A 15,731-nucleotide genomic window follows, 5' to 3' on the forward strand; every position below is an offset into this window, starting at 1 on the left:
AGGCTGGAGCAGCATGAGCATTCGCATCTTGCTGGTGGACGACGAAGCGGTCGACTTGGAATGGATGCGGCGCAGAGTCGCCGGCAGTCCGTTCGATCTGCAGATCGTCGGCGCGGTGAACACCGGGTTTATGGCTTTGAAAGTGTTGGAGCAGGAGCAGGCGGATATTATTCTGTCGGACATCCGCATGCCGATCCTGTCGGGCATCGACTTCGCCCGCAGGGCCAAGAAGCTGCAGCCCAACGTGAAAATCGTCTTCATCAGCGGTCACGAGGATTTCGGCTATGCCAAAGAGGCGATCGAGATCGCCGCTTCGGGTTATCTTCTGAAGCCGGTCGAGGACCGGGAGCTCTACGATCTGCTCGGATCGCTATGTGGCAAGATCGAACAGGAACGGGAGCAGAGCCGCTCCATGCTTCAGGCGCTCTCGCTCGTCAACGAGGAGCTGCTGCTGCGCTGGCTGAACGGGGCCGAAGGCGGCCCGTTGGTTCAGAGCCTGCTCGAACCGCTCTGCGAGACGGGCGTATCCGTCGCGATGATCGAGATCGACGATCTTGAACTGAACCTGCGGGAGAAGCCCGAGGAAGAGAAGCGGGAGCGGGTCGGGCAGGTGGCGGAACGTCTTCGGCGATTCGCCTCCGACCATCAGGCCGGCATGCTGCTGCCGGACCATCACGGCCGGTTCGTGCTGCTGACGGCGGCTCCCGAGGATCTCGGCGACAGCTTGCTGGAGGAGCTGGTTCGGGAAGTGCGGGAGAAGCTGCCGTTCACCGTGACGGTCGGGGCGGGCGCGTTCGCGCAGAGCGAGGACGAGCTGCTTGAGTCCTATCGTCAGGCGAAGGCGGCGCTGAGCGCGAAATGGCTGCTCGGCAAAAACCGTCTCATCCGCGGCGTATCGGAGACGTCGGCGCGGGACAAGCATGCAGCGAGCTTCGGCGAGTCGGTCGACCGGCTGCTCGAAGCCATCCTGCAATACGATCTTGTCGCCATCGACGACGGCCTGCTCGAATTGTTCGACGATTCGGCTCCGAACGGGAAGAGCGAGGCGTACGATCTGATTGTGCGAATTACTTCGCGGCTTCATGCCGGCCTCGCCGCGATGAACGAGGATTTGTACGAGCTGCTGAAATGGGAGTCGCATCAGCCGGTGCGGCTGTTCCAATTCGAGACGATTCACGACATCCTGTCGTGGATTCGGCGACGGCTGTTCGAATTGTCCGAGCTACTCTACTCCAAGAAGCGGAAGCAGAAGCGCAAGCTGATCGAGGAGATTATGCGCTACATCGAGGAACGGCTCGATCAGAAAGTCACGCTGAAGGAGACGGCCGCTTATTTCGACTTTACGCCGAACTATCTCGGCCACTTGTTCCTCGAAGAGACCGGCGTTCATTTCAGCCAATACTTGAACGAGCGGAAGATGCGCCGGGTGTGCGAGCTTCTCTCCGATCCGACGCTTAAAATCTACGAGATCGCCGACCGCTCCGGCTATAAGAACATTCTTTATTTCAACCGGCAATTCAAGCAAGCGACCGGCATGACGCCGGGCGAGTACAGGAAGAAGCACAAAATCTAGCGTCCGCGCTTAAGGAGGGGGAATATGGGAGGCATCTCGCGCATGCGAAAGCTGGCCGTCATTCTCGCTTCGGCGCTTCTGCTGAGCGCCTGCGGCGGCGGGAGCGGAGCCGAAAGCCGGACGGAAAGGAGCGCGGGCGGTCGGGACGGCGCCCAAGAGACCGGCGGGGCCGTAACGGCTCCCGGATCGGAGCATACGGTTCGCGATCCGAACGCCGCCGGGGAAGTTCGATTGAAGATGCTGCTCGTCGGCGGCAAGCCGGTGGACTACGAGGAAGTGTTCGGACGGCTCAATTCGCTGCTCAAGGATAAAATCAACGCGACGGTCGAGGTCGAATTTCTCGACTGGTCGGATTGGTCGCAGAAATACCCGCTGAAATTCGCGGCGAAGGAAAACTTCGACATCGCGTATACCGCCAACTGGGCTTTCTACTACGATCAAGCGATCAAGGGCGGCTTCCTGGAGCTGACCGAGGAACTGCTCTCCCGGTACGCCCCCAGGACATGGGAGCTAATGCCGGATATCGCCTGGGAGCAAGCGAAAGTGGACGGCAAGCTGTACATGATTCCGAACAACAATCAGGAAATCACCGACAAGGCGGTCATTATCCGCGACGACTTGCGCAAGAAATACGGTCTCGACCCGGTGAAAGATCCGCAAACGTTCGCGGCTTACTTGAAGACGGTCGGAACCGGGGAGCGGGGAATCGGCGCATTCGGCGCCAAGCCGGCGGACGGCTGGAAGTGGCACGAGCTCGATCAAATCCTGCTGGAGCAGCAGAACGAGTGGAATCTGGTCGACTACAGCATCCCGTTCGCCTATCGGCTCGACGATCCGGAAGGACGGGTGTTCAACGTCTACGAGACGCCGGAATTCCGCGAGCTGATCGCGTATTACAAGGATTTGGCGGACCATAGCGGCTGGTCGAAAAATATGATCACGAACAAGACCGACATCTGGCAGGACATGCTGGTCGGCAAAACCGGATCGTACGCGCATAACTTGGGAACATTGGCGATCAATCTCGTCGAGATGCGCCGCGACAGGCCGGAGTTCGAAGGCGCGATCGTCGACTTGACTCCGGGCAAGAAGAAGATCGGGGCGATCTCCACCCAGAACGGACTGGCGATCCATGCCGCCTCGAAGCATGTCGAGCGCTCGTTGATGCTGATCGACCTGCTGCAGAACGACAAGGAAATCCACGACCTTGCGATGTACGGCCTCTCCGGCAAGCATTACGAGCCGGTCGGCGAAGACAAAATGCGAAGCGGGCCGAGCGCCGCCAATTACGCAGGCTTCTCCAATTGGGGATGGAACTCGCCTCTGAACCGGACGGATGCCGAATACCCGGAAGAAGCGGCGGCCATTCACGACAGGTGGCTGGACGAATTGCACCATTTTCCGCTGGAGACGTTCGTGTTCAACGATGCCGCCGTGAAGACCGAGGTGTCCAATGTCGGCAACGTCATGCTTCGTTACGCCATTCCGCTGGAATACGGCCTGATCCAGGACCTGGACAAGGGTCAGGCGGAGCTGATCAGCCAGCTTAAGACCGCGGGCATCGAGAAGATCGCTCGGGAATTGCAGGCGCAGATTGATGCGTTCCTCAGCCAGTCGAACGAATAAAACGTGCCGAGAAGCAGCTATGCAATGGACAACCTTTCGAGTTGACGGTGATATAGCATAATCAGGGAGATGAGCGAAGATGGCAACGAATAACGACTCCAACAAAAGAAACGGCGGTATAGGGAAGTTTCCTCCGATCAGCGCGAAGCTGCCGGTCATGATGCACGGCGCGGATTACAACCCGGATCAATGGCTTCACGATCCGAAGGTGCTTGAGGAAGATATACGCCTGATGAAGCTCGCGGGCTGCAACGTCATGTCGGTCGGCATCTTCGCCTGGGCGGCGCTGGAGCCGGAGGAAGGACGCTTCGAATTCGGCTGGCTCGACCAAGTGCTGGACACGTTCGCGACCAACGGCATTTACGCCTGGCTGGCGACGCCGAGCGGCGCAAGGCCGACATGGATGTCGCAGAAATATCCGGAAGTGCTGCGGGTCGGTGCGAACCGCGTCCGGAACCTGCACGGCCTGCGGCACAATCATTGCTACTCTTCGCCGGTCTACCGGGAGAAGACGGCTCTGATGAACGCGAAGCTGGCCGAACGGTACGCGCATCATCCGGCCGTCGCGGGCTGGCACATCTCCAACGAATTCGGCGGCGAATGCCATTGCGACTACTGTCAGGAGGCGTTCCGCGAGTGGGTGAAAGCCAGGTATGGCACGCTTGAAGCGCTGAATCTGGCCTGGTGGACCGCCTTCTGGAGTCACACGTATACGGACTGGTCGCAGGTGGAATCGCCGGCGCCGCACGGAGAGACGATGGTGCACGGCCACAATCTGGATTGGCGTCGCTTCGTTACCGATCGTACGCTCGATTTCTACAAGCATGAGGTCAAGCCGCTCAAGGCGGCCAATCCGGAGCTGCCCTGCACGACGAATATGATGGACTTATTTTACGATCTTGACTATCGGGCGTTCGCGGACGAGCTTGACGTCATCTCTTGGGACGCTTATCCGACCTGGCACGAGGCCGAGTCGGACGCGGGCGTCGCTTCGTGGTTTTCCTTCAACCACGACTTGTTCCGCTCGCTGAAGAAGAAGCCGTTCATGCTGATGGAGAGCACGCCGAGCCTGACGAACTGGCAGCCGGTGAGCAAGCTGAAGCGGCCCGGCATGCACCGTCTGTCCTCTCTGCAGGCGGTGGCGCACGGCGCGGATACGGTGCAATACTTCCAGTGGCGCAAGAGCCGCGGCTCCAGCGAGAAGTTTCACGGCGCCGTCGTCGACCATGTCGGCCACGAGAACACGCGCGTATTCGGGGATGTCGCCGAGCTGGGCCGCGCTTTGGCCGGACTGACGGATCTCGTGGGCACGCCGGTGCCGGCCGAAGCGGCGATCCTGTTCGACTGGGACAACCGCTGGGCGGTTAACGACGCGCAGGGCCCGCGCAATTGCGGCATCCACTACGAGAAGACGGTGACGCAGCATTACCGTGCGCTCTGGGAGCTGGGAGTGCCGACCGATATCATCGGCTCCGGAGACGAGCTGAGCGGGTATAAGCTGCTGCTCGTTCCGATGGCTTATCTGCTGCGCGAGGAGGCCGGACGGAAGATCGAGCGTTTCGTGCGGGACGGCGGCATCGCGGCGGTTACTTATTGGAGCGGCGTCGTGAACGAGAACGACCTGTGCCATCTCGGCGGATTTCCCGGACCGCTGCGGCAGACGGTCGGCATCTGGGCCGAGGAGATCGAGGGGCTGTACGACAGCGACCGCAATTCGGCCGTGATGGCGGCCGGCAACGCGCTCGGCATCGAGGGGACGTTCGAGGTGCGCGAGCTGTGCGAGCTCATCCACGCCGAGACGGCGGAGGTGCTGGCCGTGTACGGAGGCGACTTCTACGCGGGACGTCCGGCGCTGACCGTGAACCGTCTCGGAGACGGCGCGGCGTATTATTTGGCGGCGAGAATCGCGGATGACGCCTTCTACCAGGCGTTCTACGGCAAGCTTGCGCAGCAGGCCGGCGTCCGCCGGGCCATCGGCGGCGAGCTTCCGCCGGGGGTGACCGCCCAGCTGCGCAGCGACGGCGTCACTGACTACGTCTTCCTGCTGAACTTCTCGGGCGGCGAGGCAACGGTCGCTCTCGACCAAGCCGACTACGAGGACGGGGAGACGGGCGAATGCGTTTCCGGCCGGCTTGAGCTTCCGGCGAACGGCGCTCGCATCTTGCGGCGGCAGACGGCTAATTAACGGACTATGGTAAACTAGCGAACAAGGGCACAACCCGCGGGCATGGAACAATCGGCCCCTATGGGTTGTGCTTTTTACTATGCTCGCGGAGGGCGATGTTCCAAGAAACCTGCCAACTCCCCTCGAAAAGCCGCCGTCCTAGCATTTTGAGCAGAAACGCCGACAGAGGAAGCTTTGTCGCTGGCAGAAGGGCTGGTATTGCCTAACTATTCCGTTTATTATTAATAAGAGAGAGGACGAACAGGAGAGAGGAGTCGCGGCTCTTGGATTTTACCTTTGAAATTTTGGATTCCTCCACGATCAACATTCGGTTTAATTACGGAGGAGCCTGGTTCGAGTTTAACCTGTTTTACGAGCAGGAGCAGTGGATTCTGCATCCTTACGACGCCACGCTGCTGGGGAATCCGGAGATGTGCCGCCTCGTGGTCGCGGATTTGCTCGGGAACAAATTTTTTCAGGTCATGCTGGCCAAACAACGCATTCTGCTCTCCCAGCTTCGCACTTCCGTCGACGTGTCGGGCGACCGCTACGAGCGCATCCCTTCGGAACGGGAACGATCCGGACGGGACCCGGCAACGGAGCTCGGAACGGGGGATGAGATCGACCGCTGGGTCGGGCAGCATTCGCTCGAAGAAATCGTCGCACAAGAACGGGAGCGGCTCGAGGACCGCCTTCGACTCTATCAGACGGTGCTGGAGAAAATGTTCTATCAGAATCTGGGGCCGGGAGACGAAGAGTTCGACAAAGTGCAGGAGATTACGCGCATCTATAAAGACGCGATCGGCAGGATGAACGGGTTGACGAATAAGAACAACGATAACGGCTTCGGGGACGATTTCTCGCGCGGACGCCGATTTTAACCTATAGGAGGATTTGTCGTGAAATACGAACTGTTGTACCAGGGCGCCTTCGCCATGCTGAAGGTTCAACTGCAGGCCGGAGAAAGTCTGAAAGCCGAGTCGGGAGCGATGGTGTCCATGTCTCCCAACGTCGACGTCAAGGGAACGGCGGACGGGGGCATTATGGCTGGACTCGGCCGGATGCTCAGCGGGGAGACGTTCTTCTTCCAGGAGCTGTCGGCGAACCGCGGCGGCGGAGAAGTGCTGCTCGCTCCGTCTTCCATCGGAGACATTCAGGCCGTCGAATTGGACGGGTCTTACCGGCTTCTCGTCCAGAAGGACGGATTCCTCGCCGGCACGAGCGGCATCCAGGTCAATACGAAAATGCAAAATCTGAGCCGCGGCCTGCTGTCGGGCGAAGGGTTCTTCATTATCGAGATCAGCGGAAAAGGCACGGTGTTCCTGGCTTCGTACGGTTCGATCCACGCGGTTAATCTCGCACCGGGAGAAGAGCGCATTATCGACAACGGTCATCTCGTGGCCTGGCCGGATTACGTTCACTATTCGATCGAGAAAGCGTCCAAAGGCTGGTTCTCCAGCATCACGAGCGGCGAAGGTCTCGTCTGCCGCTTCCGGGGCGAAGGGATCGTGCTCATCCAGACCCGCAATCCGTCGGGCTTCGGCAACTGGATCAAGAAGTTTCTTCCGGGCAGATAGGGCTGAAAAAAGGTTTTGCGAATTTTCTGTGAATATCGAACAGGCAAGCTCTATGGTGCTATAATAGAGAATACTGAGATTTACGGAGAAGAGGTGCAAAGCCTATGGATATGCAGCCCGCAGTCGGCCGGGGATTGCCGGTCGTCTCTTACGAGCAATTATTCGAGCATTATAAAGATAAAATATTCAGCTTCGCATGGAAAATATTGCGGAGCAAGACGGATACCGAAGAGGCCGTACAGGAGACGTTCCTCAAGCTCTACGTGAACTTCGAACGCCTTGATCCGGCGGGATCGGTCTCCTCGCTTATTTTCACGACGACGAAAAACATCTGCATCGACATGCTGCGCAAAAGGAAGACGAAGCTCACGCTCAGTCATCCGATGATGAATCACGAAGGTTGGGAGAATCAAGTCGCGGAAGCGAGCCGGCCCGAGGATGCGCTTATTCTGAAGGAGACTTCGGAGCATGTGCTCGCCGCCATCGACAAGCTGCCGAAGGCTTATCGGCTTATGGTGTACCAGCGGTACGTGCTGGACATGTCGATGGAAGAGATCGTGGAGATGAATCAGGTGAAAATGAACACGGTCAAGTCGCGCCTTAAGCGGGGCAGAGACCTGCTTCGCAAGCATCTGGACAAGGGTTGAACAACGACCAACCGCCGCAGGCGGACGGGTAAGCAAGCCGAGGATTCCGGCAGTCGCCGGGTTTCTCGGCTGTTTTGCATCGTGGGGCTGTCCGAGCATATGCCGATCTACCCGAGCGAGGCGTCGATCCTACAGCGACTGAAGCTGCTCGATTCCTGAGCCGGAGGCGGAACCGCAGTCAAATGTGAGGGACGACCAGCCCGCCGTAGACGAACGCGCACAAGATGACGAGAGCGGGATGGATCTTGCGCTTCTCCATCGCCCACAGCGCTATGGCCGCGATCGGGATCGCCTGCCACCAGCCCAAGGCTTCGATCGACGTCCTGCCCATCTGCCAGGTCAGCAACATCATCATGACGGCGATGACAGGCTGCACGAGCAGAGTCATGCCCTTGACGACGGGAGAGTGGCGATACTTCGCCATCAGCCGGAGCAGCACGATCAACAAAACGGCGGAAGGGACGACGGTCGCGACCAGAGCGACGAGCGCTCCGCCGAAGCCCGCGACGTCGAAGCCGACGAAGGCGGCGATCTTGGAAGCGATTGGCCCGGGCAGCGTGTTGCCGAGCGCGAGCAGGTTGGAGAATTCGGTATCGTTCGTCCACTGGTAATGCGTCACGATCTCCCGGTACATCAGTGGAATCGAAGCCGGTCCGCCTCCGTAACCAAGCAGGTTGGACAGGAAGAAGCCGGCGAACAGGTCGATCAAGTCCTGCAGGATCATGAAGCTTCTCCTCCGGCCTTATTCTTGAGTTTGCCGAGCAGCCGGTAATGAACGGCTCCGTAGGCCAGGAACAGCACGATGACGATGGCGGGATGGACCGGCACGACCTGCAGCAGCAGGAACGAGATCGCGCAGAAGACGACGACCATCCCTCTGCCGAGGCCCTGATAGGCTTTCTTGGCGAATTCGTAGGCCATGACGCCGAGCATGACCGCGATCACGGGCATAACCGCGGCGATCATGCCTTGAACGACGGGAGAATGGCTCAGAAAATTCACGAAAGAAAGCAGCGCGATCATCGCGACGCAGGAAGGCAGAATGTGGGCGAGAATGGCGACGATCGCTCCGGGTACGCCCTTCTCGCGGTAGCCGAGGTAAGCGGCCATCTTGGTGGCGATCGGTCCCGGCAGCGCGTTGGCGATCGCCAGCGTCTCCCCGAACTCGTCGTCGTCCATCCACCGGTAAGCGGAGACGGCCTCGTGCCGGATAAGCGGAATAACGGACGGACCGCCCCCGTAGCCGAGAATGCCCGTCTTGCCCATCGCCCATGCGAGCTGGACGTATTTTTTCGCGGAATGTCCCTTCATCGTCTACAACCTCATTCCCATGCGGCTCTTGTACCGGGTAATCAGCACCTGGCAATCGACGCTGACGACGCCGGGCAGCTTATACAGTTTCTCGTTCATAAACTTCTTCATCTTTCCGTAAACCTCACGATGCCCCCTTCCTCCATCAGCGAGTTGACGCGGGACTGAATCGCCACGCGAGACATGCCGATTTCCTTGGCCGGTTCGGTGTAGGAGATTCGCCCGTTGGCGTTCAGCGCCTTGATGATCTGCCGGTCGATGTCATGGATCTGCATGCTGGAACAACCCTTCTGTATACTTCGGTGCTTCTATCGGTGAACCTTCCGGTCTCTACGCGAATTTTTTTAGTTAATACCGGGGCTCAAGCTTATAAGCCGGTTGAGCAACTGTATTCATTTGATGCCGAGGTATTCTACGTTCTTCAAGTAGATGGTAAAGAAATTAGGACGACCTCAAACCATCTCTTCTGGGTCAAAGACAGAGGCTGGGTTGCTGCAGATGAGTTGGCCGTTGGCGATCAATTAGAGACAGAAAATCTTGAGTATCACACGATTGAGTTTATTGATATTGAGTATAACCCGTCTCAAGTCTACAACTTTACCGTTGAGGACTATCATACCTATTATATTTCCGAGCAAGGTTACTTGACTCATAATTTGTTGGATGCTTGCCGATTGGATAAGTATGCTACTTTATCAAAGAATGTAACTTATACAAAGGGAACGCCTTCGGAAATATTAAGGGCAGAGATTATTAAGCATACGAATATTGTTCCTCCACCCGGATGGCAAGCCCACCACATCATAGGAGAGAGTCATTCTAATGTTTTTGCAGCAAATGCACGTACAATTCTGGCCCGCTTCAACATTAACATTAATTCATCTGCAAATGGAGTGTTTTTGCCAAAGTCTCCGGGCGAAGTTTTTACCGTCATCGATGGGCAGACATTAGCTACTCACAATGGAGGACATACTAATGTTTCCTTTGAGTATGTCTATGACAAAATATCCAAAGCTGAGAAATCGGGGGGGAATGCCGCCGAGAAAGAAGCCAAAGTCTTGCAAGCTATCAACGAAATACGTGATGAGTTATTAACAGGTGCTTTAGCAATCGGGAAAGTAAAATAATAATAAAGGGTGTTTAAGGTGAAAATTTGGAGAGTTAGAAGCGATGAATATAGTTGCGAGTTAACTATTGACGAAAGCAAAATCGGTAATTTGGTCAGGGATCTGCTTGTAGACGGCTTTGACGGAAACCCAATTTCGGATATCTGGGGCCCTTGTTACCTCGTCCGTTATCGCAAAGGAAGATACTGCGATCTTCCGTATTTTTTATCTGGAACAATGGTTTTTCCCAAGTCTACATTTGAGAAAATCGGAGCGGCTATTCAACACCATGTAGAGTATCTACCACTGCTTTGCGATGAAATGGAGCTTCAGTTAGTTAATGTAATAAACGTTATCGATTGTGCTAACAAAGAGAAGTCAGTCGCGGACAGGTTGAAGACGGGAGAATTTCTAGGATTTAAAAAGGTAATCTTCGACCCTGAAAAAATACCCAATGGAACACTCATCTTCAAAATTCCCGAAAATCTCAACAGTATTTATGTTACAGACCAATTTGTGGAGTTGGTCAAGAAGCAAAAGCTTAAAGGCTTTAAGTTTATCGAAGAATGGGACTCGGAGTTCACCGAAGAGATGGAACTGGCGAAGCAGGGGAAATATCAAGAGAAGCTGAAGTCGATCGAGAACAACAAAGGCCCGGAATTTTCCTACGAGGAAGCGATCAAAAAGGTAGACAGCGGCTTGGCCGTTGCCAGCGATAAGTGGAAGATGCAGCAGGATAAGAAAGGTGACTTCTGGCTAGGACAATTGGGAGAAGATGCAGAATATCACTGGCTGATGCCGGCATTCATTCCGCCTGTGCTTCTTGGTTACCTATGGCATGAAGTGGACAAATCTGAACTCTAAGGCGTAGTGATTGGTATGAAAATATGGAGTTTTAATGCAACGGATAATAGTTATGTCTTGAACTATGATATAGAAAAGGCTAAGCAAGAAAACCACCCAATTTATTCTGATTTCGATGGCACAATCAAAAAGGATAATTGGACCTCAATTGAACTTAGGACGGTAAAGAAAGGAAAAGGAAAAGACTTCCTATGTCTCGAAAGCGGTGTTCCCCTATTCTCGGCATTAGCTTGTGAAAGGTTGGACCCATTTCTTGCAGATCAGGTTGAATTTTTATCGGTTAATCATTCCGAATTTGATCTTCGGCTGATAAATGTGACTAATATAATTGATTGTGCTGATAAAGAAAGATCAATTGCAAACACGTTAAGTTCCGGTGCATTTATTGACTATAGAAAGACAGTGTTCATACCTGAGAAAATTCCGCATGATACATTAATCTTTAAGTTACCAGAAACCCGCCGTTGGACAAAGCTGTATGTTACAGATAAATTTATTGAATTGGCAGCACATCACCAATTGGAAGGATTAGGGTATATCGAACTTTGGGATTCCGAGTTCACTGAAGAGATGGAGCAAGCGAAGCAGAGGAAGTATCAAGAGAAGCTGGATTCGATCGACAAAAACAAAGGTCCGGAATTTTCTTACGAGGATGCAATTAAGAAGGTGGACAGCGGATTGGGCGTTGCTAGCGGCAAGTGGAAAATGCAAAGGGATGTAGAAGGGAGATTGTGGTTGGGGCAAATTGGCGATGACGAGGAATACCACTGGTTGATGCCGGTATACATTCCGCCTGTTCTTCTGGGTTATCTCTGGCATGAAGTGGACAGATCTGAACTCTAAGACAAAGTGTGGATATACAAGACAAGGGTGTTTAAGATGAATATTTGGAGAGTTACTCCATAGCGGCATAGTAAAAAGATGAGGCGCAATTGCGTTCTCATCTTTTTGCTGTACCCCGATGCTATTCGATCATCAAATCATCAGAAGATCCCGAATCTCCTCCTCGGTAATCGAAGACAGAGCTTCCAGTCCCGGTTCGATGACCTCGTCGATGAGATGTTTTTTGCGCTGCTGGATCGCGTACATCTTCTCTTCGACCGTGTCCTGGGCGATGAGTCGCACCACTTGGACGACGTTCTTCTGCCCCATGCGATGGGCCCTGTCCGCCGCTTGCTGCTCGACCGCCGGGTTCCACCAGAGATCGTATAGGATGACGGTGTCCGCGCCGGTCAAGTTCAGGCCGGTTCCGCCGGCTTTCAGCGAGATGAGGAACAACTCGCGTTCGCCGTCGTTAAACCTGCTGCACAGATCCACGCGCTCGGCCGCCGGGGTCTGCCCGTCTAAATAGAAGAAAGAAGCGCCTTGATAGCCGAGCTCCCGGGAGATCATGCCCAGCATTTCCGTAAACTGCGAGAATACGAGCATCCGCTTGCCTGCGGCGCGGCATTCCTCGATCAGCTCCATGAGTTGGTCGAACTTGGCCGAGCCGCCGTCGTATCCCTCGACGAACAGGCCCGGATGGCAGCAAAGCTGGCGAAGCCGGGTCAGCCCCGCCAAAATCTTGATCCGGCTTCTGCCGAAGCCTTCCTCGTCAAGATGCTTCAGCGTCTCTTTGCGCAGCTTGGCGAGGTAGCTCAAGTAGAGCTTTTTCTGCTCGGGCAGCAGCACGGAAGGCTGTACGGACTCGATCTTCTCCGGCAGCTCGGAGAGCACGTCGGTCTTCAGGCGGCGCAGCAGGAACGGCCGGATTCGCTTGGCGACGGCTTCCCGGGTAAGCTCCGAGAACGTTCGGCGGTCCTGGAACAGCTCGGGGAACACGACGTCGCAGATCGACCACAGCTCCTCCAGCGAATTCTCGATCGGCGTACCCGTTAAAGCGAACTTGTGGCGGGCTTGCAGAGCTTTCACCGATTGGGCCGTCTGGGTCGCGTAGTTTTTGACCGCTTGCGCCTCGTCCAGAATCAACGCGTGAAAATAAACCTCCGCATACACCTCGACATCTCTGCGAAGCAGAGGGTAAGAGGTGATCAGCACGTCTACTTGAGAGAGCTGCGCCAGAGTGCGGCTGCGCTCGACCTTGTCTCCGTCGGCGACGACCGCGCGAACTTCGGGAGCGAACTTGCGAAGCTCGTTCAGCCAGTTGTAGCTGAGCGAAGCGGGGCAGACGATAACGGCAGGCTGCCCGTGGCTGCGGATTTCGGGGAGCGCCGATACGAGATAGGCAATGCTTTGGAGCGTTTTGCCAAGCCCCATGTCGTCCGCGAGAATACCGCCGAACCGGTAATGGGCCAGCGTTCTGAGCCATTGGTAACCGAATTTCTGATAGTCTCTCATAATAGAGGAGAGAGAATCCGGCACCGGAAAATCAAGGCTGTCCGGATTGCGCATATTCTCCAGCATCCCGCGCAGAGACTTGCCCAGCTTCAGGGCGAGCTCCCGGTTTTCCGCGTCGATCAGATGCAGTCCCCGAACGGCGGGAAGCCGGAATTCCGCACCGTGTAAGGTACCCTTGTCCACTTTCATAACGGCGATAAAACGGTTGATCGCTTCGTAATCTGGCGTCTCCAGCGGCAGCAGCGCTCCGCTCGGAAGCTTGTAATATCGTCTTTTCTCGTTGAGAGACTGGATCAGATGGCGAATTTCCGTCACCGGCACGCCGTCCAGCTCGAATTTGCATTCCAGCCAATCGGTGCGTTCGTCTACGTCGACGCAGATTCTCGGCGGGGCATGCCCGACGTGGAGCCTGATTTTCACCGCGGTGGTGGCGTATACCTTCAACAGCTTCTCGAGCTGCGGAATGACATGGTACAGAAAATCGTACTGCCCCTCCTCGTCCTCCATGAAGTAGCCGCTCTCCGTTTGAATGAATTTCGCCTGTTCCATCAGCTCCAGAATGCGAGCTTCCTTGTCCCCTTCCCGCATCAGGATCCGGCCCGCCTTGCGGCTTCGTTCGGCGTTCTCCAGCGGGTTAAGGACGATGTCCCCATAATGAAATTCAAGTCCGGCCAGCAGCCGGTCTCTCACGCGGTCAAGGTAGAGCTTCGCTTTTAATGGAGCCTGCACGACTTCCTCGGAGACGTCCTGGGACAGTCGGACGCTGCCGAGCCCCATCAAGCCGGGAACGACTCTCTCCATGAAAGGAGCCATCTGTTCGGGCGAGATTCGAATCGTGCGGGCGTCCCGGGCATTGGCCAGCATTTTCTGGAGTTCGGCTAGACGTCTGCAAGGCTCGGGCTTCACCTTAAGCAGCGCGCCTTCCGACAAGATGGCGCCGTAAGATTCGAGCACGGTAAGCCGGTCGAGTCCTTGCACGTTCATTCGATATCCCGGCGAATTCTCCGTCCGAGCGCTGGAGTCGTCTCTCTCAAGATCGAACAGCAGCGGTACAGGCATGTCCGAAAAACGCAGGCCCTCGTAGGACAGGCCGTCGTACTCCAACCGAACGGATGGAGCCTGCGCCAACAAAGGAGCGAGCCCTTCCCATGAGGAAGGCGAAATCAGCAGCGCGCGTTCTCCTCCTGCGGGAGTCGTATGGGAGGCGTATAAGCCCGAGGTGTCGCGGTACATTTTCTCGTTGCGATGAATTTCGATCAGCTTGCGGATGATGGCGTCGTTCGTTTCGTGAAAGCAGTGCAGCTCGGGATCGTACGTAAAATGCCTGGAACACTCGCATCGCTCCCGCTGGCCGACGCGTTCCAGGAAGTCCCTCAGCTTCGGCACGACGTACATGCGCTGCGATCCGATTTTCAGCTCGATGGAGAACATGTTTTTGCGATATCCGTACGGGAACAGACTGATGATGAACTCTACGCTTAGCGGCTGGCGGGAATCGAAGATCGTCGACGCCCGGCTGGAGCGGACGGGCTTCGGGTCGAACAGGCCGAGCATGACGTCCGTTAACGCGGCTTCCGTGGGAGCGGCAGTCGAAGCGGGGCTTCTATCCGGTAACCGGACAGGGGCCGCAGGGCTGCTCTTGGCCGATTTGACGGCGCTGTGCTGTCCGGATTGCTGAAGCTCGTACAGGGTCAACAGGGCGGCGGCAATATGGCGGCAGCTCTGGCTGGCGGATAAGTTAAGGCTGAGGCACTCGCAATCGGCGCGAACGTCCCCGTTATCTCCGGCGCGAATATCGACGCGGAAAAGAGAGTGCGTGCCTTTGACCGTCGCCGCGCAGACGAGAAGGGCGGGGTCGTAGTCGACGATCGCGACTTTGCCCGCCCGGAAATCGACCTCCCCTCTCTCGTAAGAGTAGGAGCCGCACATCGTTTTGATCTTTTTTTTCGTCAGTTGGAAGCTCATGGAAGGGTCTCCTGATTCGGAACTTGTTGTCCCCATGATACCAGAAATTCGTCGGGCCGACGAACGTGGGATCAGGACGGATTCCGTCGCGGCGAATACGGGGCGAGTACGGTCCATCACTGGATGCGACTAGACGGCAGCTGACGGAGAAATACAAAAAAGTCCGCTGCTCCAGATGAGCTAACGGACCGAGACTAAGATATCCGGAGAGGAGACTAGCTCCGTTCCTCCAGATTGGCAAGAGAGCGGAGTCGCTCTTTGCGCCCCGGCAGTTGGGACAGGAAGATCCGCAAATCCGGGAAATCGCTCAGATTCAACGTATAGTAGACCCACTGGCCGCGTTTTTCCTCGCTGATGAGTCCGGCCGTACGGAGCTTGCGGAGATGCTGGCTCGCGTTCGGCTGGCTCGTGCCCAGCAATTCTACGATGTCCGAGACGCAGAGGTCCTTTTCCTGCAGCAAGCCCAAAATAGCCAACCTCGTACGATCCCCCAGCAGCTTCAACAGCTCCGCCATTTCGCCCAATCGGTCGCTCATTTTCTCCAACTCCCTCTGTCCGGCT

13 protein-coding genes and 1 pseudogene are annotated in these 15,731 nt (G+C 56.2%); 9 read left to right on the top strand and 5 right to left on the bottom strand.

The features are described from left to right. The first annotated feature begins 13 nt into the window (after positions 1 to 13). The 6 genes from ACESLM_RS17160 to ACESLM_RS17185 all read left to right on the top strand — a co-directional run bounded on the left by ACESLM_RS17160 (position 14) and on the right by ACESLM_RS17185 (position 7,587). Positions 14 to 1,573 carry a response regulator gene (locus ACESLM_RS17160; protein ID WP_372632804.1) on the top strand — a complete coding sequence of 520 codons (1,560 nt, stop codon included), beginning with the start codon at positions 14 to 16 and terminating at the stop codon, positions 1,571 to 1,573. Positions 1,574 to 1,615: 42 nt separating this feature from the next. Further along, the gene (locus tag ACESLM_RS17165) at positions 1,616 to 3,199 is read left to right on the top strand and encodes an ABC transporter substrate-binding protein (RefSeq protein WP_372632805.1); all 1,584 of its coding nucleotides are present in this window, start codon (positions 1,616 to 1,618) and stop codon (positions 3,197 to 3,199) included. 79 nt (positions 3,200 to 3,278) lie between these two features. Beyond that, positions 3,279 to 5,384, top strand: a complete 2,106-nt coding sequence (locus ACESLM_RS17170; RefSeq protein ID WP_372632806.1) for a beta-galactosidase — start codon at positions 3,279 to 3,281, stop codon at positions 5,382 to 5,384. 263 nt (positions 5,385 to 5,647) lie between these two features. Then, positions 5,648 to 6,244 (top strand): hypothetical protein, encoded by a 597-nt coding sequence (locus tag ACESLM_RS17175; protein ID WP_372632807.1) that lies wholly within the window; start codon positions 5,648 to 5,650, stop codon positions 6,242 to 6,244. Positions 6,245 to 6,262: 18 nt separating this feature from the next. Then, positions 6,263 to 6,940: a TIGR00266 family protein gene (locus ACESLM_RS17180; RefSeq protein ID WP_094044119.1), complete on the top strand. Its 678-nt coding sequence runs from the start codon at positions 6,263 to 6,265 to the stop codon at positions 6,938 to 6,940. Between the two features lie 104 nt (positions 6,941 to 7,044). Further along, entirely contained in the window at positions 7,045 to 7,587 is a 543-nt protein-coding gene (locus ACESLM_RS17185; RefSeq protein WP_372632808.1) for an RNA polymerase sigma factor, read from the top strand. A gap of 178 nt (positions 7,588 to 7,765) precedes the next feature. On the opposite strand, the gene chrA is transcribed toward ACESLM_RS17185, so the two are convergent. From chrA to ACESLM_RS17200, 3 genes and pseudogenes are all read right to left on the bottom strand, one after another. Beyond that, complete coding sequence (chrA, locus tag ACESLM_RS17190; protein ID WP_372632809.1) at positions 7,766 to 8,311, bottom strand: chromate efflux transporter ChrA; 546 nt, start codon at positions 8,309 to 8,311, stop codon at positions 7,766 to 7,768. Then, positions 8,308 to 8,898, bottom strand: a complete 591-nt coding sequence (chrB, locus tag ACESLM_RS17195) for a chromate efflux transporter ChrB (protein ID WP_372632810.1) — start codon at positions 8,896 to 8,898, stop codon at positions 8,308 to 8,310. The genes chrA and chrB overlap by 4 nt, the downstream gene beginning before the upstream one ends. Positions 8,899 to 8,901: 3 nt before the next feature. Further along, positions 8,902 to 9,173: pseudogene (locus tag ACESLM_RS17200) on the bottom strand (AsnC family transcriptional regulator). Between the two features lie 39 nt (positions 9,174 to 9,212). Between ACESLM_RS17200 and ACESLM_RS17205 the strand changes: the two are divergent. Genes ACESLM_RS17205 through ACESLM_RS17215 form a run of 3 tightly spaced genes read left to right on the top strand, consistent with a single transcriptional unit; the run spans position 9,213 to position 11,711 of the window. Next, a complete protein-coding gene (locus ACESLM_RS17205) occupies positions 9,213 to 10,025 on the top strand; it encodes a polymorphic toxin-type HINT domain-containing protein (RefSeq protein ID WP_372632811.1) in 813 nt (270 codons plus the stop codon). 18 nt (positions 10,026 to 10,043) lie between these two features. Next, a complete protein-coding gene (locus ACESLM_RS17210; protein WP_372632812.1) occupies positions 10,044 to 10,868 on the top strand; it encodes an imm11 family protein in 825 nt (274 codons plus the stop codon). Positions 10,869 to 10,883: 15 nt separating this feature from the next. Further along, positions 10,884 to 11,711: a hypothetical protein gene (locus ACESLM_RS17215; RefSeq protein ID WP_372632813.1), complete on the top strand. Its 828-nt coding sequence runs from the start codon at positions 10,884 to 10,886 to the stop codon at positions 11,709 to 11,711. Positions 11,712 to 11,843: 132 nt separating this feature from the next. Here ACESLM_RS17215 and ACESLM_RS17220 read toward each other — a convergent pair whose 3' ends face one another. Together ACESLM_RS17220 and ACESLM_RS17225 are read right to left on the bottom strand one after the other, a co-directional pair. Then, the gene (locus ACESLM_RS17220; RefSeq protein ID WP_372632814.1) at positions 11,844 to 15,170 is read right to left on the bottom strand and encodes a DEAD/DEAH box helicase; all 3,327 of its coding nucleotides are present in this window, start codon (positions 15,168 to 15,170) and stop codon (positions 11,844 to 11,846) included. 215 nt (positions 15,171 to 15,385) lie between these two features. Further along, positions 15,386 to 15,731 (bottom strand): ArsR/SmtB family transcription factor (locus ACESLM_RS17225; protein WP_372632815.1); only part of this gene is annotated, 346 nt, incomplete at its 5' end.

Source organism: Cohnella sp., assembly GCF_041641335.1.
Classification (GTDB): Bacteria; Bacillota; Bacilli; order Paenibacillales; family Paenibacillaceae; genus Cohnella.

Bases quoted from the DNA above. Each gene is read 5' to 3' on its own strand.
- ACESLM_RS17160 (WP_372632804.1), top strand. From the start codon at position 14: ATGAGCATTCGCATCTTGCTGGTGGACGACGAAGCGGTCGACTTGGAA.
- ACESLM_RS17165 (WP_372632805.1), top strand. From the start codon at position 1,616: ATGCGAAAGCTGGCCGTCATTCTCGCTTCGGCGCTTCTGCTGAGCGCC.
- ACESLM_RS17170 (WP_372632806.1), top strand. From the start codon at position 3,279: ATGGCAACGAATAACGACTCCAACAAAAGAAACGGCGGTATAGGGAAG.
- ACESLM_RS17185 (WP_372632808.1), top strand. From the start codon at position 7,045: ATGGATATGCAGCCCGCAGTCGGCCGGGGATTGCCGGTCGTCTCTTAC.
- chrA (WP_372632809.1), bottom strand. From the start codon at position 8,311: ATGATCCTGCAGGACTTGATCGACCTGTTCGCCGGCTTCTTCCTGTCC.
- chrB (WP_372632810.1), bottom strand. From the start codon at position 8,898: ATGAAGGGACATTCCGCGAAAAAATACGTCCAGCTCGCATGGGCGATG.
- ACESLM_RS17215 (WP_372632813.1), top strand. From the start codon at position 10,884: ATGAAAATATGGAGTTTTAATGCAACGGATAATAGTTATGTCTTGAAC.
- ACESLM_RS17220 (WP_372632814.1), bottom strand. From the start codon at position 15,170: ATGAGCTTCCAACTGACGAAAAAAAAGATCAAAACGATGTGCGGCTCC.